The organism is Nitrospira sp. Kam-Ns4a, assembly GCF_965152595.1.
On record NZ_OZ224218.1, the window covers coordinates 2814367 to 2841323 of the forward strand.

Here is a 26957-nt window from a genome sequence, read left to right on the forward strand (position 1 = left end):
GATGGTTGTCGAACCTGCGGATAGGAACCGGCGTGAGAAGGAGAGCCGGAGATCGAGCGGGGGCGGATCAAGCGGTCTTGCTCTGCCTGCCCGACGCCAGGTCCACGTATTTCATCCGCAGAGCGTACAGCATGTCTCCCAGCACCGTCTGCTCTTCGGACGTCAAGTTGCCCCGGGTCTTCTCTTCCAGTACCGAGAGAATGTCAATGACCTCCTTCGCCTGGGCCAGATTGACCGGCAGTCGTTCTTGCTTCGGATCGATTTGTTCGCCCATGAACATGAGGGCCGAGGTGCCCAGCGAGAAGACCAAGGACGAAAACGTCACCGGAGGGGTCGCGTCAGCAGCCGATTGGTGGGAGGCAGAACGCTCGGGTGACGGGGCATCGGAAGCGCGGCCTGCACTGGGCCCGGGGGAAGAGTCGCCCTCGGACATCCGCCCGCGCCGATCTCGGATCTCGAAGCCCTTTGGTTCCTCTGCACCCATGGGAAGCGCGGCTCCCACGTTGGATCGGAGCGTAACCTATCATATTCCTTGGGGGCGCGCAACGGGACGACGCATTGTGTTGGATCGCCGAATCGGTATATAGTGATCCGCCACGGCACCCACCGTGACGGGCGCCCCCAGGACTCTGGGAACGGAAGACACGAATGTCGGAGCGCTTCCAAAAAGTCGTCGAGCTGATGGCCCGGCTCCGGGCGGCGGATGGGTGTCCCTGGGATCGGAAGCAGACGCATGAGTCCCTGAAGCCGTACCTGCTCGAGGAGACCTACGAGGTGCTGGAAACGATTGACCGCGGCGACGAGGCCAGGCTCAAGGAAGAGCTGGGCGACGTCCTCCTCCAGATCCTGTTCCACACCCAGATCGCCTCCGAACGCGGCACCTTCACGATGGATGAGGTCCTCCAGGGCTTGGCCGACAAGCTCGTCCGCCGCCATCCCCATGTCTTCGGCCCGCGCGGCAACGGAGGCCTCCCAGACACGGCCGAGGAGGTGGTCGCCCGCTGGGAGACCATCAAGCGGGACGAGCGGCAACGGAACGGCCGCGCCGATTCCGTGCTGGACGGCGTGCCGAAGACGCTGCCCGCCCTGCTCCGAGCCTATCAGGTGCAAGCGCGGGCCTCTCGGGTCGGCTTCGACTGGCCCAAGGGGGACGCGGTGCTCGCCAAGGTGGAGGAGGAAATCCGGGAGTTGCGGCACGCGCTGGCCGCTGCGGCGCAGGCAGATACGCCGCCCGCAGAGGGGCAGGATGCCGCCCCGGGCGCGATCGAAGCGGAATTCGGCGACGTGCTCTTTTCGCTCGTGAACCTGGCCCGGTTCCTGCGGGTCAACCCCGAAGAGGCGCTGCGAAAGGCGACCGACCGGTTCACCGACCGCTTCCGGCACATCGAGACCGAGGCAGCCCGCGCCGGCCGGAAGCTGGAAGACCTCACACTCGCCGAGATGGACCGGCTTTGGGACGAGGCCAAACGTCGGGAAGCCCCGCGGCTCACGCCGGACTCGCGTTCGTGACCGGTCTCACTGAGGGATCGAGCCGATGGACGAGGAACCGCATCCTTATCAGGAAGGCAAACGCGCCGGGGCCCATCCCGTTCTGGTGATCTTCGGGGTGATTATCGGGCTCTGGATCTTCATCTGGGTCGTGGTGCCCGGATCCAAGTCCCAACGGCAGCAGAGTGGCCTGCCGGATCCCGCACGGGACAGCGCCTCGGTCGTCGCGGACGAGGCGCCGATCATGTTCCACATTAGCGCGACGGTCCCCGAGATGAACGCGATCAGCGTCCTGGTTCCCGAGCAAGCCACCACCAGTCAGATCATCGCGCTCCTCAAACGCTTCAAGGAAGCCCGGCTGACTAACCAACTCTCCACCATGCTGCCTCCGACCACGCCGGGCAACAAACTGGGTGACCACGCGATCGCGGACATCTACATCTTTTCCAATCCGAAGTACGGGAGCGCCGAGGCCATCCAGGTCCTCTCGCGAGGCGCACACGCGCCCGGCGCCCTGTACCCCAACGCGATTCCGTTCGAGGACGCCATGGAGCATGTCCGCGGCCACTATCGGATTGACCTCCGCGATCCCGGCAAAAGCGACCAGGCGTCCTTGGGCTTTGCGGACGAATCCGGCGTCCATTCGAAAAACTATAAGCGGCTATTCTGAAGCACCTTGTCGCTCTCTTTAGACCGCTCGGCATCCATCCGCTGCGACAGCGGTTCCGGAAGCGATCTTTATACTTTCTTAATAAACAGTCTATACTCAGGCCCCTGCACAACACTCGGGGAATTCCCTGTATCCACCATATCTAGGGGCCGTAGGTCACCCGCCCCACAATGCCTAAAACTTAGGCAAGTCGTTCAGCCCTGCTTGGAACTTGGCTATCTTTACTCGGAGAGGGAGTTATCCACACGGCTATCCCCAACTTCTGGGGGTAAAAACCTAGCCGAGGCCTACACAGAAGAGTGGGGGGCTGGTGCTGGTGAAGGCTCGTTACAACCCGACCGTCTGCCTGATCTCCTCGCGGAGCGCATCTTTGGATTCCTGCATCCAGGTCTCGAGCAGCTTGAAGTGATGGCCGAGCGGGCCGGTGAACGGCTTGATGATGACGTCGTTCCGCTCGTCGAACATCCCAGCGTCATTGGCGATGTCGAGCTTCCGATCGGCGATCCGCTTCACCAGAATCTGCGTCACCCGAAGCTGTTGACCTGGCGAGCCGCCGCTCACGCCGAGGATCTTGCTCCTGAGATAGTCCAGCTCGTCCTGAATGCTGACCTTGACGCGCACCGCATTCGGGGTCGGCCAGGACGGCCGCTGTACGATGTAGTCGTAGGAAAAGGCAGGCTCTTTCGGCTCGCGGTAGGGCCCGCTCACGCTGAGAATCGAAAACGGATTCGCCATATCAGGATCCCTGAGTTCAGGCCGTTGCGGTTGAGGCGGCCTTCCGGCGCGACTCGATTTGGATCAACGGCGGGAGGCTCTCGCCTTCGGTCGGGCCGCGCCAGCCCTGAAGGCCATCCTTGAGATTATAGAGGTTCGCATAGCCTCGGCGGCCGAGGAACTCACAGGCGTATCGGCTCCGCTCCCCACCCATGCAGTAGACGAAGACCTTATCAGCCGTCCGCGGGATCTCGGTCTCGTACCGGGTTTCCAATTCTTCGAAGGGGACGAGCTTGGCACCCGGGACGTGCCGCGCCGCATATTCTCTCGGCGTGCGCACGTCCACCCACACCACCCGATCGGGTTCCCGACCGGCGTCCGCTAGCATGCGCTCGGCTTCCTCCGCCGCCACGTCGTGGTACAGCCAGCCGTTCAGGATCATGTCGCGCGGCACCTGCCCGCCGGCCGCTACGGTGGCCAGGTGCAGGCGGAGTGGGTCCACCAGCTCCCGCACTTCCTCCGGAATCCGCTTCACCCGGCTTTCGGTGTCATACTGCTCCCGCCTCAGACGGTCCAGGTCCCGCGCCAGCTTCGCGGACCGCCGGACCGCGAAGAGCGCGACCGCGAACGCAGCAATGGCGACCACCCAGATCACAGCTCCCATGCGAACCTCCCGGCCAGCGCCGTTTCCCGCCCACGGCGTGGCTCGTGCTGGCACCCCTGCATTCGGCGGCAGATGGGTCAGGTTTCTCTATATATGGCAGCCCGACGCAGGGGTCAAGACTCCGGCTTGGCGAGCCATTCGACGACCGACGCGGCAGTCTCCGTCCCATCACGGATGCAGTCCGGAATGCCGATGCCGCGGTAGGCGGCGCCTGTGAGGAAAAGACCAGGGTGCTCCGCAAGCGCGCTGCGGAGTCGGGTCAGCCGGTCCAGATGTCCGAGCGTGTACTGCGGCATCGCCCGCTCCCATCGGTGCACCTCCGCGGAGACCGGCTCGGCCGCGAGCCCGATGAGAGCGCGCAATTCGTCCCTGACGACCTGCAGGAGCACCCGGTCATCCACGCCGAGGATGGCCTCGCGCCCCGCCCCGCCGAGGTAGCAGCGGATCAAAGCCTGTCCCGGCGGCGCGCGCCCTGGCCATTTCAATGAGGACCAGGTGGCGGCGATCAATGCCCGCCCTTCGACGCGCGGCACGACGAACCCGAATCCCGACACGGCCGGCCCGAGCTGCTCTGCGTCGTAGACGAGCGAGACGGTGGCAGTCGAGGCGTAGGGAATCTCCCGGAGCACTTCGGCGGCGGGCCGGCTCACCGCCTCAAGGAGATCCGCGGAGACATAGGCCGGCGTCGCGAGCACGACCGCATCAGCCCGCAGGCACCCGCCGCCCGCCAGCAGCACCTCGTAAGTCGGCGGACCCGCCGCCGTGGGCCGGACCCGTAGGGTGGCAGCACGGCAGGAGGCCCGCAGTTCAATGCCCGCGCCTGTGACTCGGTTCACGAGCGCCCGCACCAGATCGCCCAGCCCGCCGCGCAACGTCACGAACGTCGTTCGGGCGGGCACGCCGGCTACCCCGGCCGCTCCAGGGCCGCCACGCCCCCCTGCTCCTCCGGACTTGGGTCTCGCGGCCAGCATGCCGCGAATCAGGCTGCCGTGTCGCCGCTCCAGCTCCAAGAACCGCGGAAAGGTGGCCCGCAGGCTCATCCGCTCCGCGTCCCCGGCATAGATGCCCGCCAGGAGCGGCTCGACCATCCGCTCGAAGGCCTCGCGCCCCAGCCGCCGGCGGAAAAACGAGGCCAGCGATTCGTCCTCGTCCGACTGCCGAGCCGGCAGGACCAGATCCAGCGCCATCCGCGCGAGGCCCGCCCAGGAGACCAGCCCGCTCCGGAAGAAGGGGCCGAGCCTGGTCGGCACGAGCACCACCAGCCCCTCGGGTAGCGCGCGCAGCCGGCCGCGCGAGTAGACGAAGGTCTTCTTTTGGTGCTCGTTCGTGTTGATGACCTGATCGGCTAGGCCAAGCTTGGCGATTAGCTCGAGCGCCCAGGGCTTCTGCGAGAGGAAGGAATCGGGGCCCGACTCGATGATCAGGTCGCCGACCCGGCGGGTCAGGATCTTGCCTCCCCAATCGGGCGCGGCATCGAGAAGGGTGCAGGAAATGGGCGCGTCGGCGCCGGCGGCGCGCTCCTGGAGCGCGAAAGCGGTCGCCAGGCCCGCGATGCCGCCGCCGACAATGACGACCTGTCTTGGGATGGTGGCCACGGGACGGGACGCTACCCGACCGGCGACGCCTGGTGCTCCTCCACGACGGAGGCGAGGGTATCAATCAGGCGCGGGCTGGCATTGAGCATGGGCGTACGCTCGAGCCGCAGGCCGAGCCCCTGCGCCGCCTGCTTGAACTGGATGTCCACGTCGTAGAGGATCTCGACGTGGTCGGAGAGAAACCCGATCGGCGCGAGGAGGACCTCCCGATGTCCGGCCCGGCTCAGGTCCTCAAGCACGGCTTCCACCGTCGGGCCCAGCCACTTCTCGGCCGTCCGCCCCTGACTCTGATAGGCGAACCGTGCGGTCACGGGGCCCAGCCGCTCGCAGACCGCGTCCACGGTCGCCCTCACTTCGTCCGGGTAGGGATCCCCGGTCTCGAGAATGCGCTCCGGCAGGCTGTGCGCGGTGAACAGGATCGGGACGCGCGCCCGCGCCTCGACCGGGAACTGCTGGAGGCCGACCCCAATGGCCTCGACGAACGCGCCGATCAACCCGGGATGCCGAGCCCAGCTCTTGACAGAGGAGACCGGGGCGTCGCTGCCGAGCGCCGCGCGGGCCTCCTCGACCTTCTGAAGGTAGGCGCCGACGCTCATCGCGGAATAGTGCGGCGCCATGCAGAGGCCGATGATCCGCTCCGGGCAGTCATCCAGAGCCTCCGCATAGGCGTCCATGATGGAGGGACGCCAGTGCCGGAGGCCGACGTAGACCCGGTACCGCTCGCCTCCGGGCCCATTGAGCTTCTGTTCGAGCTTGCGCGCCACCTCGCGGGTGATTCCCAGGACCGGCGACTTCCCCCCGGTGAGCCGGTACCGTTCCCGGACCTCCTCGACCAGCTCCGGCGGTGTCGGCCGCCCGCCCCGCAAGGCAATCAGATAGGGCTCGACATCCTCCAGCCGGTCAGGCCCCCCGAGGGCCATCAGCAAGATCGCGATCGGTCGTTGCGGTCCGGGCACGTGCACCTCCGGTGAAATGAAAACTTACACATGCAACATGAAAAATGTCCGCTCCGACGATTTTGCACGTTCAATTTGTCATTTTGCATTGAGCACGCGCCGGTTACCGCTGGCTCAGTTTGTGGACCAGGTCCACCGTGGCCGCGACGCGCTCCACCGGGGTCCCGGGCAGAATGCCATGGCCGAGATTGAAGACGTGGCCGGGTCTCCCGCCGGCGCGGCGCAGGATGTCTGCCACGCGCCGCTCGATCTCGTGCAGGGGTGCGAAGAGCACGACGGGATCAAGGTTGCCTTGGATCCCGACCTCATAGCCCAGTAGCCGCCACGCCTCGTCCAGGTGCACGCGCCAGTCCACGCCGATGACGTCCCCACCCGCCTCCCGCATCAGCGGAAGCAACGCCCCGGTGCCGGTGCCGAAGTGAATCGCCGGCACCCCCTCACCCTTGAGCCCCTCAAAGATCAGCCGGACATGGGGCAGGACGTATTCGGCATAATCACCGGGCGACAGGCAGCCGACCCAACTGTCGAAGAGCTGCACGGCCTGAGCCCCCGCCCGGATCTGGAGCCGCAGGTAGCCGGTGATGGTCCGGGCCAGCTTGTCCATCAACCGGTGCCAGGCCTCAGGCTCGCAGTACATGAACTGCTTGGTCCAGAGATACTGTCGCGACCCGCCGCCCTCGATCATATAGCTGGCGAGGGTGAACGGGGCGCCCGCAAAGCCGATCAACGGCACCCGTCCGGCCAGCGCCTGCCGGGCCATCCTCACCGCCTCGCCGACGTAGCCCAGCTCTTCGGGGTCCGGCACGCGCAGCCGGTCCACGGCCGCGCGGTCTCGAACCGGATTCTGGATGACCGGGCCCTCCCCCTCCTCGAAGGAGAAGCGCAGGCCCATCGGCTCCAGCGGGAGGAGAATGTCCGCAAAAATGATCGCAGCGTCCAGCGGAAACCGCTCGATGGGCTGGAGGGTGACCTCCGCGGCCAGGGCGGGCGTTCGGCACACCTCGAGGATGGAGTGCTTCGCTCGGATCGCCTGGTACTCGCGCATGTAGCGACCCGCCTGGCGCATGAACCACACGGGCGTGCGGTCCACGGCTTCCCGCCGGCAGGCCTTGAGAAAGCGATCGTTCATGACCGTGGCCATTCTAGAGACTGGCGATGGGTGAGTCAATGAACACGAGACCGGGCTTGACCCCGCCCACGTGCTGCGACACCATGGAGGTCGCTATGCACATCGTGGTCGTCGGCGGGACCGGGTTCATCGGCCGCGCCCTCTGTCGCACATTGGTGGCGGAGCAACACCGCGTCACCGTGCTCTCCCGTGATCCGGAGCGGGCGGCCCGGCACCTCCCCGCCGTCACCTGCGTCGCCTGGGACAGCGCCACGCCGGGGCTCTGGGAACGGGCGCTCGACGGCGCCGAGGCGGTCGTCAACCTGGCCGGCGCCCCGATCGCGGACGCGCGCTGGACCGCCAACCGCAAACGGGTGCTCCGCAGCAGTCGCGTCGGCGCCACGCACCTGCTGGTGCAAGCCCTCTCGAGGCGGATCGGCAGGCCGGCGGTGCTGCTCTCCGCCTCCGGGGTCGGATACTACGGGGCCAGCGACGCCACCCCGCTGACCGAGGAGGCGCCGCGCGGCGCCGGATTTCTCGCCGAGCTGAGCAAGGCCTGGGAGCGGGAAGCCCTCCGGGCCGAGTCGCTGGGTATCCGGGTCGTCCGGCTGCGGATTGGCATGGTCCTCGGGCCGGACGGCGGGGCGCTCCCCCGCATGGCCCTCCCATTCCGGCTGTTCCTGGGCGGACCCGTAGCGCCCGGCGACCAGTGGGTCTCCTGGATCCACCGCCAAGACCTCATCGGGCTCATCCGCTGGGCCATTGCGACCGAGGGCCTGACCGGAGCGATGAATGCGACCGCGCCGGCGCCGGTCACCATGCGGGAGTTCTGCCGGACCCTCGGCCGGGTGCTCGGCCGCCCCTCGTGGCTGCCAGTCCCGGAGCTTGCACTGCGGCTCCTGCTGGGCGAAATGGCCTCGCTGCTCACCACCGGCCAGCGGGTGGAGCCTGCGGCCGCGCTCCGGAGGGGCTACCGCTTCCTCTACCCCGAGCTGGATGGTGCGCTCGCGGACGTCCTCCGGAAGCCGTCGTCGTGTGCGCCGGAGGCTGAAGCGACGCCCTATCCCTACTCCGGGTCCGTCCGGTCCCGGGTCGAGCGGAACCGCGACGCCAGGAGGTCGCGGATCCGCTGGCTGGCGGCGTCGAGCGTCGCCGCTTCCTGATCCGTCAGGATCCAGGCATCGGCCGGTTTCAGTTCGATCCGGTAGTGGTTTCTCCTGATCGAAAACCACTCGATGTAGGGATGCGGGGCAAGCATGGGATGGGGATCGAAGGAGATCAGGCTGACTTCCCCGACGTGGGGAATCTCGAAGTCCGCCAGGACCTGCGCCGCTAGGTCTTCATCTTGAAAGTCACCGTTGCGGAACCGGAACGCCTTCCCCGCGAGCTCGCCCTTGCAATCGCCGCGCAGGTACAGGTCCACTGGGCCCAGCGCCGCGAAGGTGATCCGCCCAACCACGTGGCCGGCCACGCGGTTATCGAGATAGCCTTCCTTCACCCAACGGGCATTGGCGAACTTCTGGGCCACACGAGGCTCCGCGTCGTCGAGCGCGTTGCGGGTCAGTCGGACCTGTGCCTCAGGCAGGCGGGGCGGGCTCCCCGGCGCGCACGGGCACAGGTGACAGGCGATCCGCAGCGCCCGCACCCAGACAGCCAACGAGCACGCCCGCGAGGATCAGCCCGCTGCCGACCCAGCCAGAAGGACCGAGCTGCTCGCCGAGAAAATACCACGCCAGCCAGGCGGCAAAGGCTGGCTCGACCGAATAGATCAGCGCGATGCGGTGCGCCAGGAGCAGCCGCTGCGCCCAGACCTGCACGGCAAACGCGCCGGTGGCCAGAACGCCGTTGACCGTCAGACCGACGAGGAGCACCGGTGTCGGCTCTAGCCGGAGCCCGGACGGCCCCTCCACCACCACCGTCGCGACGCCCATGGCGAGCGCCGTCCACACCAGTTGCCAAGCCAGGAACGGGCTGCCGGCGGCGCGCCGGCAGTAGCGCTCCAGGCAGATGATATGGCCCGCGAAGGCGGCAGCACAACCCACGGTCAGGAGGTCGCCCGGATTGAGCGCCACCTGCGGGTCCACCAGCAACCAGAGCCCCGCCAGGGCCAGCCCGGCCGACAGCCAGGTCCGCACGCCGAACCGCCGCAGGAGCAGCGGGACCAGCACGACGTACAGCACCGTGATGAAGGCCGAGTTGGACGCTGTCGTGTGCTGGAGTCCTAGGGTTTGCAGGCCATAGCCCAGAACCAGGAACACGGCGGCAACGCCGCTCATCCGGACCATCGCGGCGTCCGCCCGCAGCCCGCACCCCGCCGCCAGTAGGCCGCCGACGACCACCAGCGTGCCGAGCAGGAACCGCAAAAAGAGAAAGGCGAACGGCGGGACCGTGGCCAGGACGGCTTTGGTCGCGGGAAAGGTCGCCGCCCAGGCGAGCGTGCTCAGCAGGACGACCAGATCGGCGAAACTCACAGCGACCGCTTTCCAGCGCCGGGCAAGCGGGCGCGACCCGAGCCGGCCGGCCCCCCAAGGCACTTCTCAAGGCTTACAGAGCGGGCACTTCTTCTGGAACGTCACCCCCGACTGCTCCATCGCCGCCAACGCCCGCTCCTTATCGGGGTAGTCGAACCAGCCTCCCTCCCAGAAGTCCGTTCGGATGATGTTCGAGGGGACCTCCGAGCAGCGCTCGCGGTGCAGGGTGGCCCGATCAATCGAGTGCGCGATGTGGACCCAGTACACCATGGTGCAAGACGATCCCGACGGCGGACTATTCGAGATGGGGGAGAACCGCGCTAGGGCAGGAGTTGCCACTCGTCCTTCTCGATGAAGACTCGCTGACCGGCTTCCAGCTTTTTGATGTCGTCCTTCTCGAAGAGACGGAGATACCGGTCTATCCGATCCGGATCGTCAATGCGCTCTTCTTGCATGAGCCCGCTCGGCAACTTATACTTACGGATCAGTACCGGCATGCGCCTCCTCCCATTCCCAAAGCCACCTCTCGCCCGATTGTTAGCAGAGCAGGCTACCATACCCGATAGGTCACACCGTGGTCAAGGCCTGGGCAGGCCGGCCCGCCCTACGCCGACTCCCGGCTGTCGCATCGGGGGCGGTATTCGGCTATAATACCCCCCTGCGGTCCTATCGCGACGCACAAGGAGACACGGCCATGCCCCTCTATGAATACCGATGCGACGGCTGTGGCGCTCGGTTCGAGATCTTGCAGCCGCTCAGCTTCCGAGCGGAGGACACCGTTTGCCCCCACTGCAAGGCCCAGAAAGCCACCCGGTTGATGTCCCTGTTCGCCTCCAAGATCGTCGGGGATCACAAGCCTGGGTTTGCCGAGATGAAGGCCTACAACATGCTGAACGAGCGCATGCACAAGTTTTCCAAGCTGCCGCCGATGTACGGGAAGCGCGCGGATATCCAGCCGAACGTGATCTATGGAGACCAGCCGATTCCCAAGCCCGGCAGCGAAACCTGACTCGGGGCCCGGCGCCCGCCGGTGCCCCCACTGTCCGCCGTAACCGATTTCTCCCCCAGCGCCGCCACGCGGCGGAGGCAACGAATCTTCCGCTGGGGAGTGGGCAGAAATAATAAACCGAGATCTCTCGCGTAAGGAGGGCCTATGATCCCGCAGTATTCAGCATTCATCGCGGCGGCGCTCGCGGTGAGCGTGACGCTGGCGCCGTGGGTGGCGGCCTGGTCGGCGGAAAGCGCACCAGCCGAGCAGCCGGCTGAGAAGCCCGGGGAAGGCACCAACGTTGAAGGGGCAGGCTACAGCCTCTTCGACACGGAATCCATCAAGGGCTTCGACGAGTCGAAGGTCCAGAAGGACCCGGTTTGCGACCGCAGCAAGCGGCCGCGCATCCTCAAGGTGGAGCCGGACGAGGTGAAGCCCGGCGATAAGGTCGTCATCAAAGGCGAAAACTTCGGGACCAAGGAGTGCATCCAGAGCGTGACGTTCAGCTCGGCCGCCGGGGCCAAGGTGGACTACAAGTACATCAACGAGAGCACCATTGAGGCCACCGTCCCGGACGGCCGGGCGGGCATGAGCTTCGTGATCGTCGTCGCCGGGAGCGGCAGCGCCCAGTCCAAGCCGGTCCTGATCAAGAGCAAGTAACCGCACCGAGCCGCCGGGGCGCGATAGCCCCGGCGGCTCCCGGGCCCACCCCCTCGCGCCCTCCCCCAGAGGACCGCCGATCCCCGCTTCGGATAGCCTCCTTCCAACGCAACCCCTTGGAAACCAGGCTCGACAATGCGCAGGACGGTGTGGTAGGGTACCGGGCTCCGGCCCTGCCGGTGCGACCACGCGCGCGGAACCAAACTCAGACTCGTCGGCGCCATGTTCAAGAAAATTCTGGTGGCCAACCGCGGCGAGATCGCCATGCGCATCATCCGCGCCTGCCGCGAGCTCAATATCGCCACGGCCGCGATCTACGCCGAGCAGGACTCCACCGGCATCTATGTCAAGAAGGCGGACGAGGCCTATCTGGTCGGGCCCGGGCCGGTCAAGGGCTTCCTCGACATGGAGCAGATCGTCGGGTTGGCCAAGCGGATCGGGGCCGACGCCATCCACCCCGGGTACGGATTCCTGTCCGAAAACGACCGGTTTGCCCAGCTCTGCCAGGAGAGCGGGATCACCTTCATTGGGCCGTCACCCGAAGCCATCCGGCTGATGGGCAACAAGGTCAAGGCACGCGAGCTGGCCAAGCAGGTCGGCGTTCCGATCGTGCCGGGGACCGACGGCGGGGTGACGAGCCTCGAGGAAGCCCGGGCCTTCAGCCGGTCGGTCGGCTTCCCGGTTATGATCAAGGCCAGCGCGGGCGGCGGCGGCCGCGGGCTCCGCGTGGTCCGGTCCGAGGCGGAGCTGGAAGCCAGCATGGAGACTTCCTCCCGCGAGGCCCTCTCGGCCTTCGGCGACGGGAGCGTCTTCATCGAAAAGTACGTCGAGCGGCCGCACCACATCGAGTTCCAGCTCCTGGCCGACAAGCACGGCCAGATCATCCATCTCGGCGAGCGGGACTGCTCGATCCAGCGCCGCCACCAGAAGCTGATTGAGATCGCCCCCTCGCTGATCCTCACGCCATCCCTGCGAGCGGAGATGGGCGAAGCCGCCATCGCCCTCGCCCGGGCGGTCCGATACGACAACGCCGGGACGGTCGAATTCCTCCTGGACCAGGACGGGCGGTACTACTTCATCGAGATGAATCCCCGTATCCAGGTGGAGCACACGGTCACGGAGCAGATCACGGCGGTGGATATCGTTCGCTCCCAGATCGCGATCGCCGCCGGCGCGCCGCTGGGGATCCGCCAAGAGGACGTCACGCTCCAGGGCTACGCGATCCAGTGCCGGATCAACGCCGAGGATCCCCGGAACGACTTCCGGCCCTCCACGGGCACGATCACGGCCTACCTGTCGCCGGGCGGCATCGGCGTGCGGATTGACGGGGCCGTGTACAAGGACTACACCGTCCCGCCCTACTACGACGCGCTGCTCGCCAAGCTCACTGTCCGTGGACGCACCTGGGAGGAAACGGTGAGCCGGATGCACCGCTCGCTCGAGGAGTACGTCCTCCGCGGCGTCCAGACGACGATCCCGTTCATGAAACGGATCATGGAGGACCCGGACTTCCGGGCCGGCCGCTTCGATACGTCGTTCCTCGAGACGCACCCGGAGCTCTTCAACTACGAGGACAACGTGGATCCGGAGGATCTGGTGCTGGCCCTCTCGGCGGCCATCGCGGCGTACGAAGGCTTGTAGCCCCAAGGCGGTCAGCCGTCCGCTCGATCACCCCATGACGATGAAACGCAAGGCAGCCAAACCCATGAGAGCGGCAACGCCCCGCGGATCCGGACGGCCTGCCAAGCCGCCGCGAGCGCTCGCGTGGGCGGAAGAGGCCCCGGCCGCCCCGGCGAAGCGCCTGCTGATCACCGACGTGGCGCTCCGCGACGGGCATCAGTCCCTGCTGGCCACGCGCATGCGGACCGAGGACATGCTCCCCATCGCCGCCAAGCTGGACGCGGTGGGGTACTGGTCTCTGGAGGTCTGGGGCGGCGCCACCTACGACACCTGCCTCCGCTACCTCAAAGAGGATCCATGGGAGCGGCTCCGCGCGCTGCGCGCGGCCATGCCGAACACCAGGCTCCAAATGCTCCTGCGCGGACAGAACATCGTCGGCTACCGGCATTACGCCGACGACGTCCTCGAGCGGTTCATCGAACGCGCCGCCGCGAACGGGATCGATGTGTTCCGCATTTTCGACGCGCTGAACGACGTGCGGAACATGGAGCGCGCGATCCACGAGGTCAAGGTCCAGGGGAAGCACGTCCAGGCCACCATCTGCTACACGACCAGCCCGGTCCATAGCCTGGACCGGTTCGTGGACCTCGCCAAGCGGCTGGAGGACCTCGGCGCCGACACGCTCTGCATCAAGGACATGGCCGGGCTCCTCGCCCCCTTCGACGCCTACCAGCTCGTCCGGAAGCTCAAGGCCGCCGTGCGGGTCCCGATCCAGCTCCACACGCATTACACCTCCGGCATGGCCTCCATGGCTGCCCTGATGGCGATCCAGGCCGGCCTGGACCATCTGGACACGGCGATCTCCCCGCTGGCGGGCGGAACCTCCCATCCACCCACCGAAACCATGGTCGCGGCGCTCCGGGGGACGCCTTACGACACGGGGCTCACGCTCGAGCCCTTCGCCCCGATCGCGGAGCACTTCCGCAAGGTCCGCAAGAAGTACCACCAGTTCGAGAGCGACTACACGGGGATTGACTCGGAGATCCTGACCTCGCAGATCCCTGGCGGGATGCTGTCGAACCTCGCCGCCCAGCTTGCCGAACAGAACGCGCTCGACCGGATGCGCGAGGTGCTGGAGGAGGTCCCGCGGGTACGGAAGGACATGGGCTATCCACCGCTCGTGACGCCGAGCAGCCAGATCGTCGGCACCCAGGCGACGCTGAACGTGCTGACCGGTGAGCGGTACAAGGTGATCACAAACGAAACGAAGAACTACTTCCTCGGGCTCTATGGGCGCCCGCCCGGCCCGCTGGATCCCGAGGTGATGGCCCGCGCGATCGGCGACGAGCAGCCGATCAAGGGCCGGCCAGCCGATCAGCTCGAGCCCGAGCTGGAGAAGGCCCGGAGGGAATTGCAGGGCAAGAGCCTCTCGATCGAGGACCTCCTCTCGCTCGTGCTGTTCCCCGCAGCGGCCCGGCAGTACTTCGAGGAGCGGGAGAGCGGGCAGCTCAAGCCTGAGGCGCTGGAGCCGCCGCCCGAGAGCGGCCCGGCCGTGGCGCACGAATTGCACCTGGCCCCGGTCGAGTTCAACGTCACCGTGCACGGCGAGTCCTACCACATCCAGATCGAGGGCTCCGGCCGCAAGACGGACGGCCGGAAGCCCTATTACGTCCGCGTTAACAACAAGCTCCAGGAAGTCTACCTCGAGCCCATCGAGGAGGTGTTGACCGGCGTCCCCGAGCCCAGCCAGCCGGCGAAAAAGGCGCGGCCCAAGCGGCCCAAGCCCTCCAAGCCCGGCGACGTCGCTCCCCCGATGCCCGGCCGGGTCGTCAAGGTCCTGGTCGCCCAGGGCGACCTCGTCAAGCAAGGCAACCCCGTGCTGATCCTCGAGGCCATGAAGATGGAAAGCCGGGTCCCTGCCCCGATTGACGGTCGGGTGGTCGAAGTGTTCGTCGCCGCGGGTGACGACGTGAAGACCGACGAAACCCTCCTCCAGTTGGAGTGACCGTGCGGCGGCAGGCTGCGCCCGCCCTCCGGACCGCCTTGTCCCTGATGCCGCTCCTGCTGACCGCGTGCATAGCCCCTCCCGAGCGGTCACCGTGGTTCGACCGGATCGAGCACCTCCCGCTCAAGTTCACCGAGGTCGGCGGCCACCGGATCGCGTATCTGGACCAGGGCGAGGGCCCGGCCGTCATTCTGATCCACGGACACGGCGGCGCCATGTGGCATTGGGAGCACCAGCAGGCCGCGCTGGGTGCCCGCCACCGGGTGGTCACGCTCGACCTGCTCGGATCGGGTCTCTCCGACAAGCCAGACCTCGACTACACCCCAACCGAGCTGCTCGAGTCCTTCCGAGGCTTCATGGACGCCGTGGGCATCCAGCGCGCGGCGCTGGTCGGCAACTCCATGGGAGCCGGGCTCGCCATGGCCATGGCCCTGACCTACCCGGAGCGCGTGGATCGGCTTGTGCTGATCGCAGGCTTCCCCGACCACGTGCGCGAGAAGCTCGCCAGCCCGCTCTTCCGGCGGGCCGTGGACTCGCGCGTGCCGATCTGGTTGGTCCGCCTCGGAAGCTGGCTGGCCGGCCGCAGCACGACCCGGCGCATCCTGAGCGAGGTGGTCCACGACCAGTCCCTGCTCACCCCGCTCGTGATCGAGCGCTCCTACCGGAACCGCCAAGACACGGGGTTTCTCGCCCCGACGCTGAAAATGGTCCGCAACCTGCCGCTGTGGGAGGAGAGCTTCGCGAAGCGCATCGCCGAGGTCCGCCACCCGACCTTGATCATCTGGGGCGAGCAGGACCGGCTGTTCCCGCCCCAAGTCGGGCGCGAGCTGCAAGCCACCATCCGCGGTTCTCGCCTGGAGCTGGTCCCCGAGGCCGGCCATATGCCGCAGTGGGAGCGGCCCGAGGTGGTCAACCGGCTCCTGCTGGTCTTCCTCCAGCCTTGACAGCCCGGCAGGCCCCCGGTATAAGAGGGAAATACCCTGGGGCCACTTCAGCAGAAAACAGTAGTGACGGAGGCCGCTATGACAGGGCAGGATCGAGCGACCGTTCAGGCGACAGTCTTGGTGGCAATTCTCCTGACGCTCATGGGGTGCGCGGGGATGGGCGCGGACGGCGGCGGGCTCGCCTACGACGAGAAGATCCCGGTGGCCAAGGGTAGCGCGGCCGCCGGCGAAGGAAACACCGTGACCTTCCAGGGCAAGCCCCTCGCCTTGGCCGGGACTGGGATCAAGGTCGGCGACCGCCTGCGCGACGTGCAAGTGGCGCGAGCCGACCTGTCCCTCACGAACATCGCCGCCACCACAGGCAAGGTGCGCATCATCAGCATCGTCCCGTCCCTCGACACGAAGGTCTGCGAACAGCAGACCCATTACCTGAGCGAGAAGAACCAGGGGCTGGACCGGCAGGTCGAGCTGATCACCGTGAGCGTGGACACCCCCTTCGCGCAAAAGCGGTTTGCCCAGGAGGCAAGATCAAGAATGTGACCTTCCTGTCCGATTACCGAGGGGGGGACTTCGGCAGGACCTACGGCCTGCTGGTGAAGGACCCGCATATCCTGGCCCGGACCGTCATGGTCGTGGACAAGGACAACGTGATCCGTTACCTGCAGGTCACGCCCGAGCTGGCGCAGATGCCGGATATGGACGCAGCCTTCCAGGCCGCCCGGTCTCTGCTCCAGGCCGGCGGCTGAGCCGGACCGCACCCGCCATGGCCCACTACGACATGCTGGTCATCGGGACCGGCCCCGCTGGCCAGAAGGCCGCCATCCAAGCGGCCAAGCTCGGGAAGAAGGTCGGCATCATCGAGCGCAAGGAGGTGGTGGGCGGCGTCTGCACGAACACCGGCACGATCCCGAGCAAATCCCTCCGGGAAGCGGTCCTCTACCTGTCGGGCTTTCACCAGCGCAACCTCTACGGCCAGAGCTACCGTGTCAAGCAGGACATCACGATGGAGGACCTGGCCTACCGCTGCGACCACGTAGTCAAGCAGGAGATCCAGGTCATCCAGAACCAGATGGCCCGCAACCACGTGGACATGATCTTCGGGACGGCCAGCTTCCAGGATCCCCACCGCCTCGCCATCAAGGGCTCGCGCGAGACCGTCGAGCACACCGCCGACTTCATCGTCATCGCCGTCGGCACCGAGCCGGCCCGGCCGGCGCACATCCCCTTCGACGACGTTTCGGTCATTGACACGGACGGGCTGCTGACGCTCAAGCACCTGCCCAAGTCCCTGACCATCGTGGGCGGCGGCGTGATCGGCTGCGAGTACGCCTCGATCCTGGCCACGATGGGGATCCAAGTCATCCTGATCGAGCGGCGGCCGCGGCTGCTGGAGTTTGTGGACACCGAGATCATCGAGGCGCTCCAGTACCACATGCGCAGCCTCGGCGTGACGCTGCGCTTTAACGAGGAGGTCGTCGCCGTCGAGAAGACCGGCGGCGGGACGGTGACGGTACGGCTCAAGAGCGGCAAGGTCATCAGCGCCGCGACGCTGCTATACTCGGTCGGCCGGAACGGCGCCACGCGGGAGCTGAACCTCGAGGCCGTGGGGCTCCAGCCGGACGAGCGCGGGCGCCTGCGCGTCAACGAGCATTTCCAGACCGCGGTCCCGCACATCTATGCGGCCGGCGACGTCATCGGCTTCCCGGCGCTGGCCTCGACCTCGATGCAGCAGGGCCGCCACGCCGCCTGCCACGCCTTCGGGATTCCCTGCCGGACGGAGACCCAGCTCCTGCCGTACGGCATCTACTCGATCCCGGAGATCTCCATGGTCGGCCCGAGCGAGGACGAGCTGACCCGCGCCGGTATTCCCTATGAGGTCGGCGTCGCACGCTACCGCGAGATCGCCCGTGGGCAGCTCATCGGCGACCAGACCGGCATGCTCAAGCTGTTGTTCCATCTTAAGACCCGTGAACTGCTCGCGGTGCACGCGATCGGCGAGGGGGCGACCGAGCTGATCCACATCGGTCAGGCCGTGATCGCCTTCAAGGGCCGGATTGACTACTTCGTTGACACGGTCTTCAACTATCCGACCCTGGCCGAGTGCTACAAGGTCGCCGCGCTGGCCGGGATCAACCGGCTGCCCCGTCCCTGGGTCCCGGAGGGCATGGCCGACCTGGAAGCGGAGCCGCCCGTCACTTCCTGACACGGGGGCTGGCTATGGTCCATTACGACCTGCTCGTCATCGGCAGTGGCCCGGCCGGCCAGAAGGCCGCGATCCAGGCCGCCAAGCTGCGCAAGCGCGTCGCGATCGTCGAGAAGGAGCCCCACGTTGGCGGCGCGTCGGTCAACACCGGCACGCTGCCGAGCAAAACGCTCAAGGACGCGATCTATTACCTGCACGGCTTCAAGCTCCGGTCGTTTCCCAACGTGAGCTACGCGCTCAAGCGGAACTTCACGCTGCGCGACCTCATGGCCCGCAAGGATCAGGTCGTCAAGAACGAGATCGCCATCATCACAAACCAGCTCGAGCGCAACGACGTCGAGATCGTCCGCGGCATCGCGTCCTTTGTGGATCCTCACACTATCCGGGTCACCAAGGACAACGGCCAGACGGAGCACTTCCAGGCCGACTACATCGTGATCGCCACAGGGTCGCGCCCCCGGCGGGGGGACGGCATCCCGTTTAACAATCGGACGATCTGCGACTCCGATACGATCCTGGCCACCGACACCATTCCCAAGACCATGGCTGTCCTGGGCGGCGGCGTGATCGGCTGCGAGTACGCCACGATGTTCGCCTCCTTCGGCATTAAGGTCACGCTGGTGGACCGCCGCAAGGAGCTCCTCCGGTTCGTGGACCAGGAGATCGTCCAGGCCCTGATCTACCGCATGCGGACCAACAACGTCACGGTCCAGTTGGGGGAGGAGATCGTGGACGTGCGGGAAGACGAGCGCAGGCGCGCCGTCACGACGCTCAAGAGCGGCAAGAACATCGTGACCGACATGCTGCTCTACTCGATGGGCCGGAGCTCGAACACGGAGGAGCTGAACCTCGCCGCGACCGGGATCGCCACCGACAAGACCGGCCTCATCAAGGTCAATGAGCACTACCAGACCGAGGTGCCCAATGTGTACGCGGCGGGGGACGTCATCGGCTTTCCCGGTCTCGCCTCCACGTCCATGGAGCAGGGCCGGCTGGCTGCCTGTCACGCTTTCCACGTCAAGCAGTCCACGCTGCCGAAGGTCATGCCCTACGGCATCTACACGATCCCGGAGATCTCGACCGTCGGGAAGAGCGAAGAGGAGCTGACCGAGCAGAGGATTCCCTACGAGACCGGGCGGGCCTTCTACAAGGAGATCGCCCGCGGCCAGATCTGCGGCGATCTAGACGGATTGCTGAAAGTCATCTTCCACCGGGACACGCGGCAGTTGCTGGGCGTGCACATCATCGGTGAGGGCGCGACCGAGCTGATCCACATCGGCCAGGCCGTGCTGACCTACGGGGGCACCGTGGACTTCTTCGTCCACAATGTCTTCAACTACCCGACGCTCGCCGAGTGCTACCGGACCGCCGCGCTCGACGGGATCAACCGACTCGGACAGATGTGACGGCATGCCCGCTGCTTCAGCAAGAGCCTCCCGGCGCCAACGCGCTCCACGTCCCGCATCGCGCGCTCCGCGCCCGACCTCCGTTACGCTGGCCCTCGAGTGGTTCCTGAACCCCGACCACCTGCCGCTCGTCGTCGCTAAAGAGCGAGGTTACTTCCGGGAGGAGGGACTGGCACTCTCGATCCTGGTCCCCACCGTCCCGGAGGAATCGTTGGACCTCGTCGGCCGCGGCAAGGCCGACTTCGGGGTCGGCGAGCAGACGAACCTCATCAAGGCGCGGGCGCAGGGCCTGCCGCTGCTCTCGATCGGCCCGCTCCTCGCGCACACCGTCGTCTGCCTCATGTATCTCAAGGACGGCCCGATCCGGCGCCTGGAAGACCTGCGCGGGCGCCGGGTCGGCTGGCCGGGGCTGGAGATTGACCTGCCGATCCTGGACGCCCTGCTGGAGGCGACCGGGTTGACCCGCGCCGACATCCAGCCGGTGGACGTCGGGTTCGCCCTGACCGACGCGCTCGTGACGGGCAAAGCGGACGCAGTCTTCGGCGCCTTCGTGAACTACGAGCAGGTGGAGGCGGAGCAGCGGGGCGCTGCAGTCGAGTTCGTCAGCCCGACGGCTTACGGCGTCCCGGATCTCTACCAGCTCGTCGTCTTCGCCTCCGAGCGGCTCGCCGCGCGCCGGCCGGCACTCGTCCGCGCCTTCGCCCGCGCGTACGCCCGCGGGCTGGCCGACACGCACGCCAATCCCGACGAGGCGCTCCGGCTCTACCAGCGCGCCCATAGCCTGGCCGACCCGGAGCTTTCGGCCAAGACCTTTCGGGCCACCCTGCCCTATTTCCCCCGCGACCTGCGCCAGGACTCGGCTCGCTGGAAGCGGGTGCGCGACTGGTTGTACGCCCGCCGCGTCATCGCGCACAACCCACCGCTCTCGTCCCTGTTCACGAATCGGTTCGCAGCAAAGCTCGAAGCGATCACCCACAAGCCATGAGCGCTTAGGGAGACCGGCATGTCATTCAGCGAACACCTGCGGAAGCTCGCCCAGCCGACCTGGGATGCACAGCTCACCCATCCGTTCGTCAAGGCCCTCGGCAAAGGCACACTGCCGGAGCGCAAGTTCAAGTTCTACATTCTCCAGGACACCCGCTTCCTCGGCGACCTGGCCCGCGTGTTCGCGGCCGCCGCCCAGAAGGCGCCCGATTCGGGGTCGGCTCTCCGCTTCAACAAGTTGGCGCAGGAGACGATCACGGTCGAGCGGGGTCTGCACGAGAGCTACGGGAAACGCTGGAAGATGACCCCCGCGCAGATGACCGCCGTCCCGATGGCGCCGACGAACTACGCGTACACACGGCACCTGCTGGCGGTCGCCGCGACCGGGACCGCCGCGGAGATCACGGCGGTCGCACTCCCCTGCGCGTGGATCTACTGCGTGGTGGGCCAACATCTCCTGAAGGACGGCCCGCCGAAGCCGAGCCACCCCTACCGCGACTGGCTGCTGCTGTACAGCTCGCCGGAGTTCGCCGAGGTGCAGCGGTGGATGCGGGCGAAGGTGGACGAATGGGTGAGGCGCGCGGGCCGGGACGAGCGGCGGCGGATGGAAGAGGCGTTCGTGATCAGCTCGCGGTACGAGTGGATGTTTTGGGAGATGGCGTGGCGGGAGGAGGCGTGGCCGGTGTAGGCCAAGGGCAGCGGCCGGGGCGGAGGGACGCCCGCAGGCCAGAAGAGCCTCGACATAGGCGCGATCCGCACCCGCCGTCGCCGTGCCCCCCGCGTCGTGCTCGTCCACGGCGCCCTCGAGCCGCAGGGCGCCTGCGTCCCCGAGCCCTGGCGGGCCAAGGCCCGGCCGCTACCCGAGCGCGCCGATGATCTTGCGGTAGTCCTCTTCCGGATAGGCCCGCAGCGTCGTCGTGCGGATATTGCCGGCCGAGCCGGCCTTGAGCACGAAGGTCGCCAACTTCTCGTCGCTCGGCATCTCCACGACCAGCACCCCGTCGTAGGCGCCCTGGGTCATGTAGAACGCTTTCACCTCGCCGCCCATGTCTTTGACTTGCTTTTTGGCGGCGTCCAGTCGCTTCGGCGAATCGGTGACCGTGCGGATCCCCTGATCGGTCCAGTTGAAGAGAATCAGGTATGTCGGCATATTGCACCTCCTCGGCTGGCCATGCCGTGACTCCGAGCCGCCGGGAACGCGGCGAACTCAAGGGCAGGCTATGTCGCGGACAGGGACTCTGTCAACAGACCCAGCTTCCCCACCGGCTCCCGACTGTCGTATGATTTTCTGCCGGATAGCGCGACTGTCCGCGTTCGCCGCCTGAGGAGCGGACAGGGTTTGTTCAGGCGGGCCAGGCCGCGCGAGCAGCCGGGAGGTGCCGCATGGGACCGACCAAGGTGATCATCAGAGGGAATGCGCTGTACGAGGCCAAGACCGGCAAGCTCATTCAAGGCGGGTTTCCCGATCGGCGAGCCATGGAGGACTACGCCGCTCACCACTACATCGTGTTACCCGAGGTGGATAACGCCGGCCGGCCCTGGGAGCTGGACGGCAAGCCGGTCTACTGCCTGCGCAGCGCGCGCTACGAGACGGTGGATGACCTCCCGTTGCACGCCGCCCGCTGCCCTGACTGCGGCGGCATGGGGATCCGGATCGAGGAAATCACGGTCGAGTCGGACTGCATCCGTTGCACCCAATGCGGGCACGAGTTCGACGCGCGCCTCGAGATGATGGAAAGCTAGGAAGACTGCCCCACGTTCCGCGCGCACCGGATCCCGAGATCGGCCTCCCGCTCGATCGGTTTCATCTGCATCCGGCTGGTCGTCCTGAGGTACTCGGAGGCGAAGTTCCAGGACCCGCCTCGCATGACTTTGAGCTCTCCCTCCGAGGGTCCGGTGGGATTGCGCTCCGGGCTCCGCCTGTAATACTTGATCTCGTACCAATCGGCTACCCATTCGAACACGTTGCCAGCCATGTTGTAGATGCCGAAGGGGCTCTTGCCGGCCTCATGGCTAGTGACCGGTTCCAGCCGGTCGTTGTAGAACTTGTGGGACCATTTCTTGCCGTAGTTGGCCAATTGATCGTTCGGCGCCGCGTTGCCCCAGGGATACCGCCGGTGATCGGTGCCCCGGGCCGCGTACTCCCACTCGGCCTCCGTGGGTAGGCGTTTCTCCGCCCACTCGCAGTAGGCCTTGGCATCCTGCCAGCTCACGCCGATGACCGGCAGCTCGCTGTGGACAGTGAGATCCAGTTGCTCCCAAAACTTCGGCATCGCGTGGCCCGTCTCTTCCATGAACTTCTCATACCGCCCGTTCGTCACCTCGTATTTGTCCAGATAAAATGCATCCACCCAGACCTTATGCTCCGGCTGTTCGTTATCCAGGCCCTCGCCATCGGGCGAACCCATCACGAACTCGCCGCCCGGAATCAACACCATCGGCGCGCCGTCTTTGCCGACGAACTCCTTCGGCGCCCCTGAGCCGTCGACTGGCGCCGCCGAGCCGCCTCCTCCGCCTACGTCCTTCTTCGTCGCCTCCCCGGGCTGTGCAACCCCCAGCCCGGACCCCGATACCACTGTGAAGAGGGCCACGACCACGCTGAACCGCAGCGCCATGGATCGAGATGTTCTCTCCATACGACCTCCTTTCGGATCGCGGACTGCCGCATCGGTCTCGCGTTCGCCCGGATCAGACCAGACCGGCTGTCCATGAATGTATGCCGAGTGGGGGGCCCTAGTCAAAGCGACGGAGGCGCCACAAGGCTGGAGGGTCAGTGAAGACGGGGCGGAGCCAAAACGACGGCGAAGGGATGGTGGGGTTATGGTTTCCAGTCGAAGGCGTTGAACTGGGCGTAGGTGTTTTGGTTCTGGAAGGACAGCTTGCCTCCCGCCGTGGCTCGCATCGAGATCATGTTGCCGATTTCGGCCTGTTTGTATTCGAAGCCGTTCGGGAGATCAATCCGAACCCGATGTTCTTCGCCGGTCACCGGATTTCTGATCGGCTCGGCCTGGCATTCCACAAACCCCGGGATGTGCACGCGGCCGCGGCGTCGCTCGCGGTCCGCCTCGATTTCGATCCGAGCGACTGCTGGCTCCCGCCGGTTCGGGCAGACTGCGGCGAAGATCTCGAAGTAGGCGCCACCGTACTGCCCGCTGGTCAGGGCAATCACCGCTTGTCGCTGCGCAGGCGAGAGGCGCTCGTCCAGGATCAACAGGCTGTGCCCGTTCCCTTCGTGCACCGGCCCGGGCCACCAGTAGAGCGAGGCGAAGCGCGCGCCGTCCAGTCGCGTGTCCCCGAAATACCCCTCACTCACCCGATAGGTCGCCAACGCTTCGCAGCGGCCCGTCGTCGGGAGCGCGTTGAACTGGCAGGGACAGGCCCAGACGCAGTTACACCCGCCGAACTCTTCGCCGACCAACCGCCAATCGGTCTTCGTCGCCGTCGCCATGGGTCACCTCGTTGGCCGCTCCCGATCATCAGGCGGGTAAGTATAGCGAGCGCCAGCGCCAGCAGCAACGCCCGCTTTCGTCCCCTCGGTTGTTCTGATGCGCCAGGGAGGACGCCGCTCGGCTTCCTCAGCGAACCTGCGGGCTGACCACGGGCTGCTGTGTGTGATCGATGGAGCCAAAGGGTTGCGCAAAGCGCTCCAGACTGCCTTCGGCCGTTAGGCCGTCGTGCAACGCTGCCAGTGGCATAAACGGGACAATGTCCTGGCCTATACTAATATTATGAAAGCGCCGCGTCCGAATGTGGTAAGACATTCCGATGACACCAATGGATCGCGATTCCGTTGGAGAAAGGAGACGCGGTGTTAGGGAGTCCAGTGCGTTTGACTTCCATAAGCATGACACCCAGGTCTTGGTCGAAGATGGCGAGGGGCGATGGCAGCGCGAGGTGCGCCTGGCTCATGAACGCGTGGCGATTCAGCCGTGCTTCGCCTCATGGACTCCCGGTTCTCCCGTCGCCGTGGAGACGGTCGGGACCTGGGACGGGATCGTCGACGAGATCGAGGCGGCGGGGCTGGGGCCTCGGCTCGTGCCTGCGCGGAAAGCCAAAGTCATGATGGGGAGCCTCAACAAGACGGACAAGCTGGATGCCCGTGGGCTCAATCGCCTTCAACGCACGGGCCCCTTGCCGGTGGTGTGGATTCCGGGAGCCACGCTCCGGGACCAGCGCGATCTCGCCCGCACGCGGATGGGGCTGGGGCCGCAGCGCAGCCGGTTGAAGACCCGCATCCACGCAACGGTGGCCACGTAGGCCCTGACCGTGTCGTCGGTGAGCGATCTGTTTGGTCGGCAAGGGCGGGCCGTGCTAGCCACCCGCCTCGCGGCGTTGCCGCCCCAGACGGCCGACCCGACCGAACGGCTGCTGGGCGCGCTCGATGCGCTCGAGGACCAGATTCAGCGGCTTGAGCAGCGGCTCCGCGAGGTCTTCACCCCAGAGCCCTCGATCACCTTGCTCCAAACCCTTCCTGGCGTCGGCTTGCTCCTGGCCGTGGTGATCGCGTCGGAGGTCGGGGCCAGCCACCGCTGTCCTGGCCCTCAGCACCTGGCGGCCTATGCCGGCACGACCCCTCGGGGCTACGCCAGTGGAGGGAAAACGCGCGATGGGCCGTTGCGACCTGCTGGGAATCGGGACCTGCGCTTGGCCTTTGTGGAGGCGGCCCATGCCACCTGCCGGGTGCGGAAGGGGCACGCACCCCGACAGGTGAGTCGGCTGTATGAGCGGCTTGTCCGCCACAAAGGGCATGCCAAGGCGATCGGTGCGGTCGCCCGGCATCTCGCTGAAGCGACCTACTGGGTGCTGACGAAGCAGATCTCGTACCGTGATCCGGCTGCGCCGGGTGTGACGGCGACGGGTTCGTCAATGGAGGCGTCAGCGCGAGAGTGGGAGCTGCGCGCATCGACGCTCGCTAGACTGATTGCGACACGCTTCTCGAACAACCTCATGCTGCCTTGACAGCGAAGAGATGAATCGGGCGAAACCGGATCCGAGGGGATGGTGACGGATCAGCGTGGCTTGACACGGCGCTTTCAGAGATGCTCCCCTTGGAGAGTGGACACGTTGGAGAGTGAGTGTTGAGGATGGCCAACACTCAACGAAGGAGGTGTCCAGATGAAGGGGCGCAAGTGGACGGCGGAGGAGCAACGGGCCATCGTGCTGGAAGGGAGCAACGGGACCAAGCCGGTGGCGGAGATTTGCCGGGAGCATCAGATGGCCCAGGCCCAGGCCCAGGCCCAGGCCCAGACCCAGTCCGACCAGTGGCGGGATCGCTTCCTGGAAGGGGGCCAGCAGGCCTTGACCCATGGGCTTCCGGCGACGGAGGAGGCGCGGCGGCGCGAGATCGAGCAGCGCCAGCAGCTGATCGGCAAGCAGGCCGTGGCCATTGAGCTGGTAAAACAAACGGACGAGTTGGTCGGGAGGCGGTGAGGCTGGTGGACGCGTGGCGCGAGGCGGGGTGGTCAGTCGCGGCAGCCTGTCGGATCCTCGGGCAGTCTCGCAGCGGCTCCTAGGCCGCTCGGCACGAGTGCCCGGTGCCGACGGCTGTGCCGAATCCCTCCGATGAGGCGCTCCTGGCGCGGATCCGCCCGATCAGCCAGGCTCATCCCTTCTGGGGCTATCGGCGGGTGTGGGCCTGGCTGCGGGATCGGGAGGGCCTCCTGGTCAATACGAAGCGGGGCTACCGGCTGATGCGGGAGGCCGGCTGGACGGTCAAGCGGGCACGCCACGCGGCGACGCGGACGCCCAAGGCGAAGCCGAAGGCCACGCGCCCCCGGCAGTTCTGGGGGATCGACATGACGAAGTTCCTGATCCCGGCGCTGGGTTGGGCGTACCTGGTCGTGGTCCTGGACTGGTACACCAAGAAGATCGTCGGCTGGGACCTGGCTCTCCGCAGCCGCCGGCAGGAGTGGGAGGCCGCGCTGGCCCAGGCGGTCCAAGCCGAATTCCCGAACGGGGTCCGGGGAGCCGGCTTAAAGCTGGTCTCCGACAACGGGAGCCAACCGACGGCGACCGGCTTCATGGCCGCCATGAGCCTGTTGGGAATCGAGCAGGTCTTCACCAGCGACGACAACCCCAAGGGCAATGCCGAGACAGAACGCCTGATGCGGACGATCAAAGAAGAGTTGCTCTGGCTGCAGGAGTTCACGAGCCTGGCGCAGGCACGGGAGGCGATCGGCCACTGGATCACGGTGGAGTACAACGAGCGCGACGTCCACTCAAGCCTGGGGGACCAGAGCCCGCTCGAGTCGAAGCGGCGCTCAGCGAGCAGGGAGCGGCACAAGCGGCTGCGTAAGATGACTCACTCTCAGCACCAGAAAAAGTGTCTTGACAAACGGGGAGCATTACAGATGGCTGCCGAGCCGGGGAGATATATTGCAGGGTTCGCGAGCGGTTGAAGAGACCTTCCCTACGAAGGAGGGAACTGAAAGGGGAAAGTTCGGTGGTCGAGCTCCCATTTCCCGCCCGATTGCAGCACCTT

Annotated in this window: 32 protein-coding genes; 19 read left to right on the plus strand and 13 right to left on the minus strand. The window is 66.5% G+C overall.

Features of this window, described 5'->3' with window-relative positions; all coding sequences use genetic code 11:
- Nucleotides 1-67 precede the first annotated feature (67 nt).
- The gene (locus ACWHYQ_RS14080; RefSeq protein WP_447972747.1) at nt 68-325 is read right to left on the minus strand and encodes a DUF1844 domain-containing protein; all 258 of its coding nucleotides are present in this window, start codon (nt 323-325) and stop codon (nt 68-70) included.
- Nucleotides 326-648: 323 nt separating this feature from the next.
- Here ACWHYQ_RS14080 and mazG point away from each other — a divergent pair, with 323 nt between their 5' ends.
- Complete coding sequence (mazG, locus tag ACWHYQ_RS14085) at nt 649-1509, plus strand: nucleoside triphosphate pyrophosphohydrolase (RefSeq protein WP_447972748.1); 861 nt, start codon at nt 649-651, stop codon at nt 1507-1509.
- A 25-nt stretch (nt 1510-1534) separates the two neighbouring features.
- Complete coding sequence (locus ACWHYQ_RS14090) at nt 1535-2158, plus strand: hypothetical protein (protein ID WP_447972749.1); 624 nt, start codon at nt 1535-1537, stop codon at nt 2156-2158.
- 327 nt (nt 2159-2485) lie between these two features.
- Here ACWHYQ_RS14090 and ACWHYQ_RS14095 read toward each other — a convergent pair whose 3' ends face one another.
- From ACWHYQ_RS14095 to hemE, 5 genes are all read right to left on the minus strand, one after another.
- The gene (locus ACWHYQ_RS14095; protein WP_447972750.1) at nt 2486-2893 is read right to left on the minus strand and encodes a hypothetical protein; all 408 of its coding nucleotides are present in this window, start codon (nt 2891-2893) and stop codon (nt 2486-2488) included.
- A 16-nt stretch (nt 2894-2909) separates the two neighbouring features.
- Nucleotides 2910-3536 carry a rhodanese-like domain-containing protein gene (locus ACWHYQ_RS14100; RefSeq protein WP_447972751.1) on the minus strand — a complete coding sequence of 209 codons (627 nt, stop codon included), beginning with the start codon at nt 3534-3536 and terminating at the stop codon, nt 2910-2912.
- A gap of 113 nt (nt 3537-3649) precedes the next feature.
- Nucleotides 3650-5131 carry a protoporphyrinogen oxidase gene (gene hemG / locus ACWHYQ_RS14105; protein WP_447972752.1) on the minus strand — a complete coding sequence of 494 codons (1482 nt, stop codon included), beginning with the start codon at nt 5129-5131 and terminating at the stop codon, nt 3650-3652.
- Between the two features lie 11 nt (nt 5132-5142).
- The gene (gene hemH, locus ACWHYQ_RS14110) at nt 5143-6087 is read right to left on the minus strand and encodes a ferrochelatase (RefSeq protein WP_447972753.1); all 945 of its coding nucleotides are present in this window, start codon (nt 6085-6087) and stop codon (nt 5143-5145) included.
- A gap of 103 nt (nt 6088-6190) precedes the next feature.
- Nucleotides 6191-7216 (minus strand): uroporphyrinogen decarboxylase, encoded by a 1026-nt coding sequence (hemE, locus tag ACWHYQ_RS14115; RefSeq protein WP_447972754.1) that lies wholly within the window; start codon nt 7214-7216, stop codon nt 6191-6193.
- A 95-nt stretch (nt 7217-7311) separates the two neighbouring features.
- Here hemE and ACWHYQ_RS14120 point away from each other — a divergent pair, with 95 nt between their 5' ends.
- The gene (locus ACWHYQ_RS14120) at nt 7312-8358 is read left to right on the plus strand and encodes a TIGR01777 family oxidoreductase (RefSeq protein ID WP_447972755.1); all 1047 of its coding nucleotides are present in this window, start codon (nt 7312-7314) and stop codon (nt 8356-8358) included.
- Here ACWHYQ_RS14120 and ACWHYQ_RS14125 read toward each other — a convergent pair.
- From ACWHYQ_RS14125 to ACWHYQ_RS14140, 4 genes are all read right to left on the minus strand, one after another.
- Nucleotides 8262-8723, minus strand: coding sequence for a hypothetical protein (locus tag ACWHYQ_RS14125; RefSeq protein ID WP_447972756.1), 462 nt, complete (start codon nt 8721-8723; stop codon nt 8262-8264). The two genes, ACWHYQ_RS14120 and ACWHYQ_RS14125, sit on opposite strands and share 97 nt — an antisense overlap.
- A gap of 49 nt (nt 8724-8772) precedes the next feature.
- Entirely contained in the window at nt 8773-9666 is an 894-nt protein-coding gene (locus ACWHYQ_RS14130; RefSeq protein ID WP_447972757.1) for a DMT family transporter, read from the minus strand.
- 66 nt (nt 9667-9732) lie between these two features.
- A complete protein-coding gene (locus tag ACWHYQ_RS14135; protein WP_447972758.1) occupies nt 9733-9936 on the minus strand; it encodes a hypothetical protein in 204 nt (67 codons plus the stop codon).
- A gap of 50 nt (nt 9937-9986) precedes the next feature.
- Complete coding sequence (locus ACWHYQ_RS14140; RefSeq protein ID WP_447972759.1) at nt 9987-10163, minus strand: hypothetical protein; 177 nt, start codon at nt 10161-10163, stop codon at nt 9987-9989.
- 197 nt (nt 10164-10360) lie between these two features.
- Here ACWHYQ_RS14140 and ACWHYQ_RS14145 point away from each other — a divergent pair, with 197 nt between their 5' ends.
- The 11 genes from ACWHYQ_RS14145 to tenA all read left to right on the plus strand — a co-directional run bounded on the left by ACWHYQ_RS14145 (nt 10361) and on the right by tenA (nt 21164).
- Nucleotides 10361-10675, plus strand: coding sequence for an FmdB family zinc ribbon protein (locus ACWHYQ_RS14145; RefSeq protein WP_447972760.1), 315 nt, complete (start codon nt 10361-10363; stop codon nt 10673-10675).
- Nucleotides 10676-10819: 144 nt separating this feature from the next.
- Nucleotides 10820-11314, plus strand: a complete 495-nt coding sequence (locus ACWHYQ_RS14150; protein WP_447972761.1) for an IPT/TIG domain-containing protein — start codon at nt 10820-10822, stop codon at nt 11312-11314.
- Between the two features lie 222 nt (nt 11315-11536).
- Entirely contained in the window at nt 11537-12955 is a 1419-nt protein-coding gene (gene accC, locus ACWHYQ_RS14155; RefSeq protein WP_447972762.1) for an acetyl-CoA carboxylase biotin carboxylase subunit, read from the plus strand.
- 64 nt (nt 12956-13019) lie between these two features.
- A complete protein-coding gene (oadA, locus tag ACWHYQ_RS14160) occupies nt 13020-14939 on the plus strand; it encodes a sodium-extruding oxaloacetate decarboxylase subunit alpha (RefSeq protein ID WP_447972763.1) in 1920 nt (639 codons plus the stop codon).
- 2 nt (nt 14940-14941) lie between these two features.
- Nucleotides 14942-15883, plus strand: coding sequence for an alpha/beta fold hydrolase (locus ACWHYQ_RS14165; protein ID WP_447972764.1), 942 nt, complete (start codon nt 14942-14944; stop codon nt 15881-15883).
- A gap of 78 nt (nt 15884-15961) precedes the next feature.
- Entirely contained in the window at nt 15962-16423 is a 462-nt protein-coding gene (locus tag ACWHYQ_RS14170; protein WP_447972765.1) for a redoxin family protein, read from the plus strand.
- Nucleotides 16420-16629 (plus strand): redoxin family protein, encoded by a 210-nt coding sequence (locus tag ACWHYQ_RS14175; RefSeq protein ID WP_447972766.1) that lies wholly within the window; start codon nt 16420-16422, stop codon nt 16627-16629. Before ACWHYQ_RS14170 ends, ACWHYQ_RS14175 begins: the two co-directional genes overlap by 4 nt.
- 17 nt (nt 16630-16646) lie before the next feature.
- Entirely contained in the window at nt 16647-18086 is a 1440-nt protein-coding gene (gene sthA, locus ACWHYQ_RS14180; RefSeq protein ID WP_447972767.1) for a Si-specific NAD(P)(+) transhydrogenase, read from the plus strand.
- Nucleotides 18087-18100: 14 nt separating this feature from the next.
- Nucleotides 18101-19492 (plus strand): Si-specific NAD(P)(+) transhydrogenase, encoded by a 1392-nt coding sequence (gene sthA, locus ACWHYQ_RS14185; RefSeq protein WP_447972768.1) that lies wholly within the window; start codon nt 18101-18103, stop codon nt 19490-19492.
- Nucleotides 19493-19496: 4 nt separating this feature from the next.
- Nucleotides 19497-20477, plus strand: a complete 981-nt coding sequence (locus ACWHYQ_RS14190; protein ID WP_447972769.1) for an ABC transporter substrate-binding protein — start codon at nt 19497-19499, stop codon at nt 20475-20477.
- Between the two features lie 18 nt (nt 20478-20495).
- Nucleotides 20496-21164 (plus strand): thiaminase II, encoded by a 669-nt coding sequence (tenA, locus tag ACWHYQ_RS14195; RefSeq protein ID WP_447972770.1) that lies wholly within the window; start codon nt 20496-20498, stop codon nt 21162-21164.
- A 168-nt stretch (nt 21165-21332) separates the two neighbouring features.
- On the opposite strand, the gene ACWHYQ_RS14200 is transcribed toward tenA, so the two are convergent.
- Nucleotides 21333-21626, minus strand: coding sequence for a GYD domain-containing protein (locus tag ACWHYQ_RS14200; RefSeq protein ID WP_447972771.1), 294 nt, complete (start codon nt 21624-21626; stop codon nt 21333-21335).
- Between the two features lie 233 nt (nt 21627-21859).
- Here ACWHYQ_RS14200 and ACWHYQ_RS14205 point away from each other — a divergent pair, with 233 nt between their 5' ends.
- Nucleotides 21860-22219 (plus strand): hypothetical protein, encoded by a 360-nt coding sequence (locus ACWHYQ_RS14205; RefSeq protein ID WP_447972772.1) that lies wholly within the window; start codon nt 21860-21862, stop codon nt 22217-22219.
- On the opposite strand, the gene ACWHYQ_RS14210 is transcribed toward ACWHYQ_RS14205, so the two are convergent.
- Both ACWHYQ_RS14210 and ACWHYQ_RS14215 read right to left on the minus strand, forming a co-directional pair.
- Nucleotides 22216-23112 carry a formylglycine-generating enzyme family protein gene (locus ACWHYQ_RS14210; RefSeq protein WP_447972773.1) on the minus strand — a complete coding sequence of 299 codons (897 nt, stop codon included), beginning with the start codon at nt 23110-23112 and terminating at the stop codon, nt 22216-22218. The genes ACWHYQ_RS14205 and ACWHYQ_RS14210 overlap by 4 nt on opposite strands.
- 182 nt (nt 23113-23294) lie before the next feature.
- Complete coding sequence (locus ACWHYQ_RS14215) at nt 23295-23924, minus strand: DUF1326 domain-containing protein (protein ID WP_447972774.1); 630 nt, start codon at nt 23922-23924, stop codon at nt 23295-23297.
- A 326-nt stretch (nt 23925-24250) separates the two neighbouring features.
- Between ACWHYQ_RS14215 and ACWHYQ_RS14220 the strand changes: the two genes are divergently transcribed.
- The 4 genes from ACWHYQ_RS14220 to ACWHYQ_RS14235 all read left to right on the plus strand — a co-directional run bounded on the left by ACWHYQ_RS14220 (nt 24251) and on the right by ACWHYQ_RS14235 (nt 26874).
- On the plus strand, nt 24251-24733 hold the full coding sequence (locus ACWHYQ_RS14220) for an IS110 family transposase (RefSeq protein WP_447972775.1): 483 nt from the start codon (nt 24251-24253) through the stop codon (nt 24731-24733).
- A gap of 9 nt (nt 24734-24742) precedes the next feature.
- Nucleotides 24743-25435, plus strand: coding sequence for a transposase (locus tag ACWHYQ_RS14225; protein ID WP_447972776.1), 693 nt, complete (start codon nt 24743-24745; stop codon nt 25433-25435).
- Nucleotides 25436-25591: 156 nt separating this feature from the next.
- Complete coding sequence (locus ACWHYQ_RS14230; RefSeq protein WP_447972777.1) at nt 25592-25906, plus strand: hypothetical protein; 315 nt, start codon at nt 25592-25594, stop codon at nt 25904-25906.
- A gap of 104 nt (nt 25907-26010) precedes the next feature.
- Entirely contained in the window at nt 26011-26874 is an 864-nt protein-coding gene (locus ACWHYQ_RS14235; protein ID WP_447972778.1) for an IS3 family transposase, read from the plus strand.
- Nucleotides 26875-26957: the final 83 nt, after the last annotated feature.

Coding starts and splice junctions, on each gene's coding strand:
- mazG (WP_447972748.1), top strand. CDS start 649: ATGTCGGAGCGCTTCCAAAAAGTCGTCGAGCTGATGGCCCGGCTCCGG.
- ACWHYQ_RS14090 (WP_447972749.1), top strand. CDS start 1,535: ATGGACGAGGAACCGCATCCTTATCAGGAAGGCAAACGCGCCGGGGCC.
- ACWHYQ_RS14095 (WP_447972750.1), bottom strand. CDS start 2,893: ATGGCGAATCCGTTTTCGATTCTCAGCGTGAGCGGGCCCTACCGCGAG.
- ACWHYQ_RS14100 (WP_447972751.1), bottom strand. CDS start 3,536: ATGGGAGCTGTGATCTGGGTGGTCGCCATTGCTGCGTTCGCGGTCGCG.
- hemE (WP_447972754.1), bottom strand. CDS start 7,216: ATGAACGATCGCTTTCTCAAGGCCTGCCGGCGGGAAGCCGTGGACCGC.
- ACWHYQ_RS14120 (WP_447972755.1), top strand. CDS start 7,312: ATGCACATCGTGGTCGTCGGCGGGACCGGGTTCATCGGCCGCGCCCTC.
- ACWHYQ_RS14135 (WP_447972758.1), bottom strand. CDS start 9,936: ATGGTGTACTGGGTCCACATCGCGCACTCGATTGATCGGGCCACCCTG.
- ACWHYQ_RS14140 (WP_447972759.1), bottom strand. CDS start 10,163: ATGCCGGTACTGATCCGTAAGTATAAGTTGCCGAGCGGGCTCATGCAA.
- ACWHYQ_RS14145 (WP_447972760.1), top strand. CDS start 10,361: ATGCCCCTCTATGAATACCGATGCGACGGCTGTGGCGCTCGGTTCGAG.
- ACWHYQ_RS14150 (WP_447972761.1), top strand. CDS start 10,820: ATGATCCCGCAGTATTCAGCATTCATCGCGGCGGCGCTCGCGGTGAGC.
- accC (WP_447972762.1), top strand. CDS start 11,537: ATGTTCAAGAAAATTCTGGTGGCCAACCGCGGCGAGATCGCCATGCGC.
- oadA (WP_447972763.1), top strand. CDS start 13,020: ATGAGAGCGGCAACGCCCCGCGGATCCGGACGGCCTGCCAAGCCGCCG.
- ACWHYQ_RS14170 (WP_447972765.1), top strand. CDS start 15,962: ATGACAGGGCAGGATCGAGCGACCGTTCAGGCGACAGTCTTGGTGGCA.
- sthA (WP_447972767.1), top strand. CDS start 16,647: ATGGCCCACTACGACATGCTGGTCATCGGGACCGGCCCCGCTGGCCAG.
- sthA (WP_447972768.1), top strand. CDS start 18,101: ATGGTCCATTACGACCTGCTCGTCATCGGCAGTGGCCCGGCCGGCCAG.
- ACWHYQ_RS14190 (WP_447972769.1), top strand. CDS start 19,497: ATGCCCGCTGCTTCAGCAAGAGCCTCCCGGCGCCAACGCGCTCCACGT.
- tenA (WP_447972770.1), top strand. CDS start 20,496: ATGTCATTCAGCGAACACCTGCGGAAGCTCGCCCAGCCGACCTGGGAT.
- ACWHYQ_RS14200 (WP_447972771.1), bottom strand. CDS start 21,626: ATGCCGACATACCTGATTCTCTTCAACTGGACCGATCAGGGGATCCGC.
- ACWHYQ_RS14205 (WP_447972772.1), top strand. CDS start 21,860: ATGGGACCGACCAAGGTGATCATCAGAGGGAATGCGCTGTACGAGGCC.
- ACWHYQ_RS14210 (WP_447972773.1), bottom strand. CDS start 23,112: ATGGAGAGAACATCTCGATCCATGGCGCTGCGGTTCAGCGTGGTCGTG.
- ACWHYQ_RS14215 (WP_447972774.1), bottom strand. CDS start 23,924: ATGGCGACGGCGACGAAGACCGATTGGCGGTTGGTCGGCGAAGAGTTC.
- ACWHYQ_RS14220 (WP_447972775.1), top strand. CDS start 24,251: ATGGATCGCGATTCCGTTGGAGAAAGGAGACGCGGTGTTAGGGAGTCC.
- ACWHYQ_RS14230 (WP_447972777.1), top strand. CDS start 25,592: ATGAAGGGGCGCAAGTGGACGGCGGAGGAGCAACGGGCCATCGTGCTG.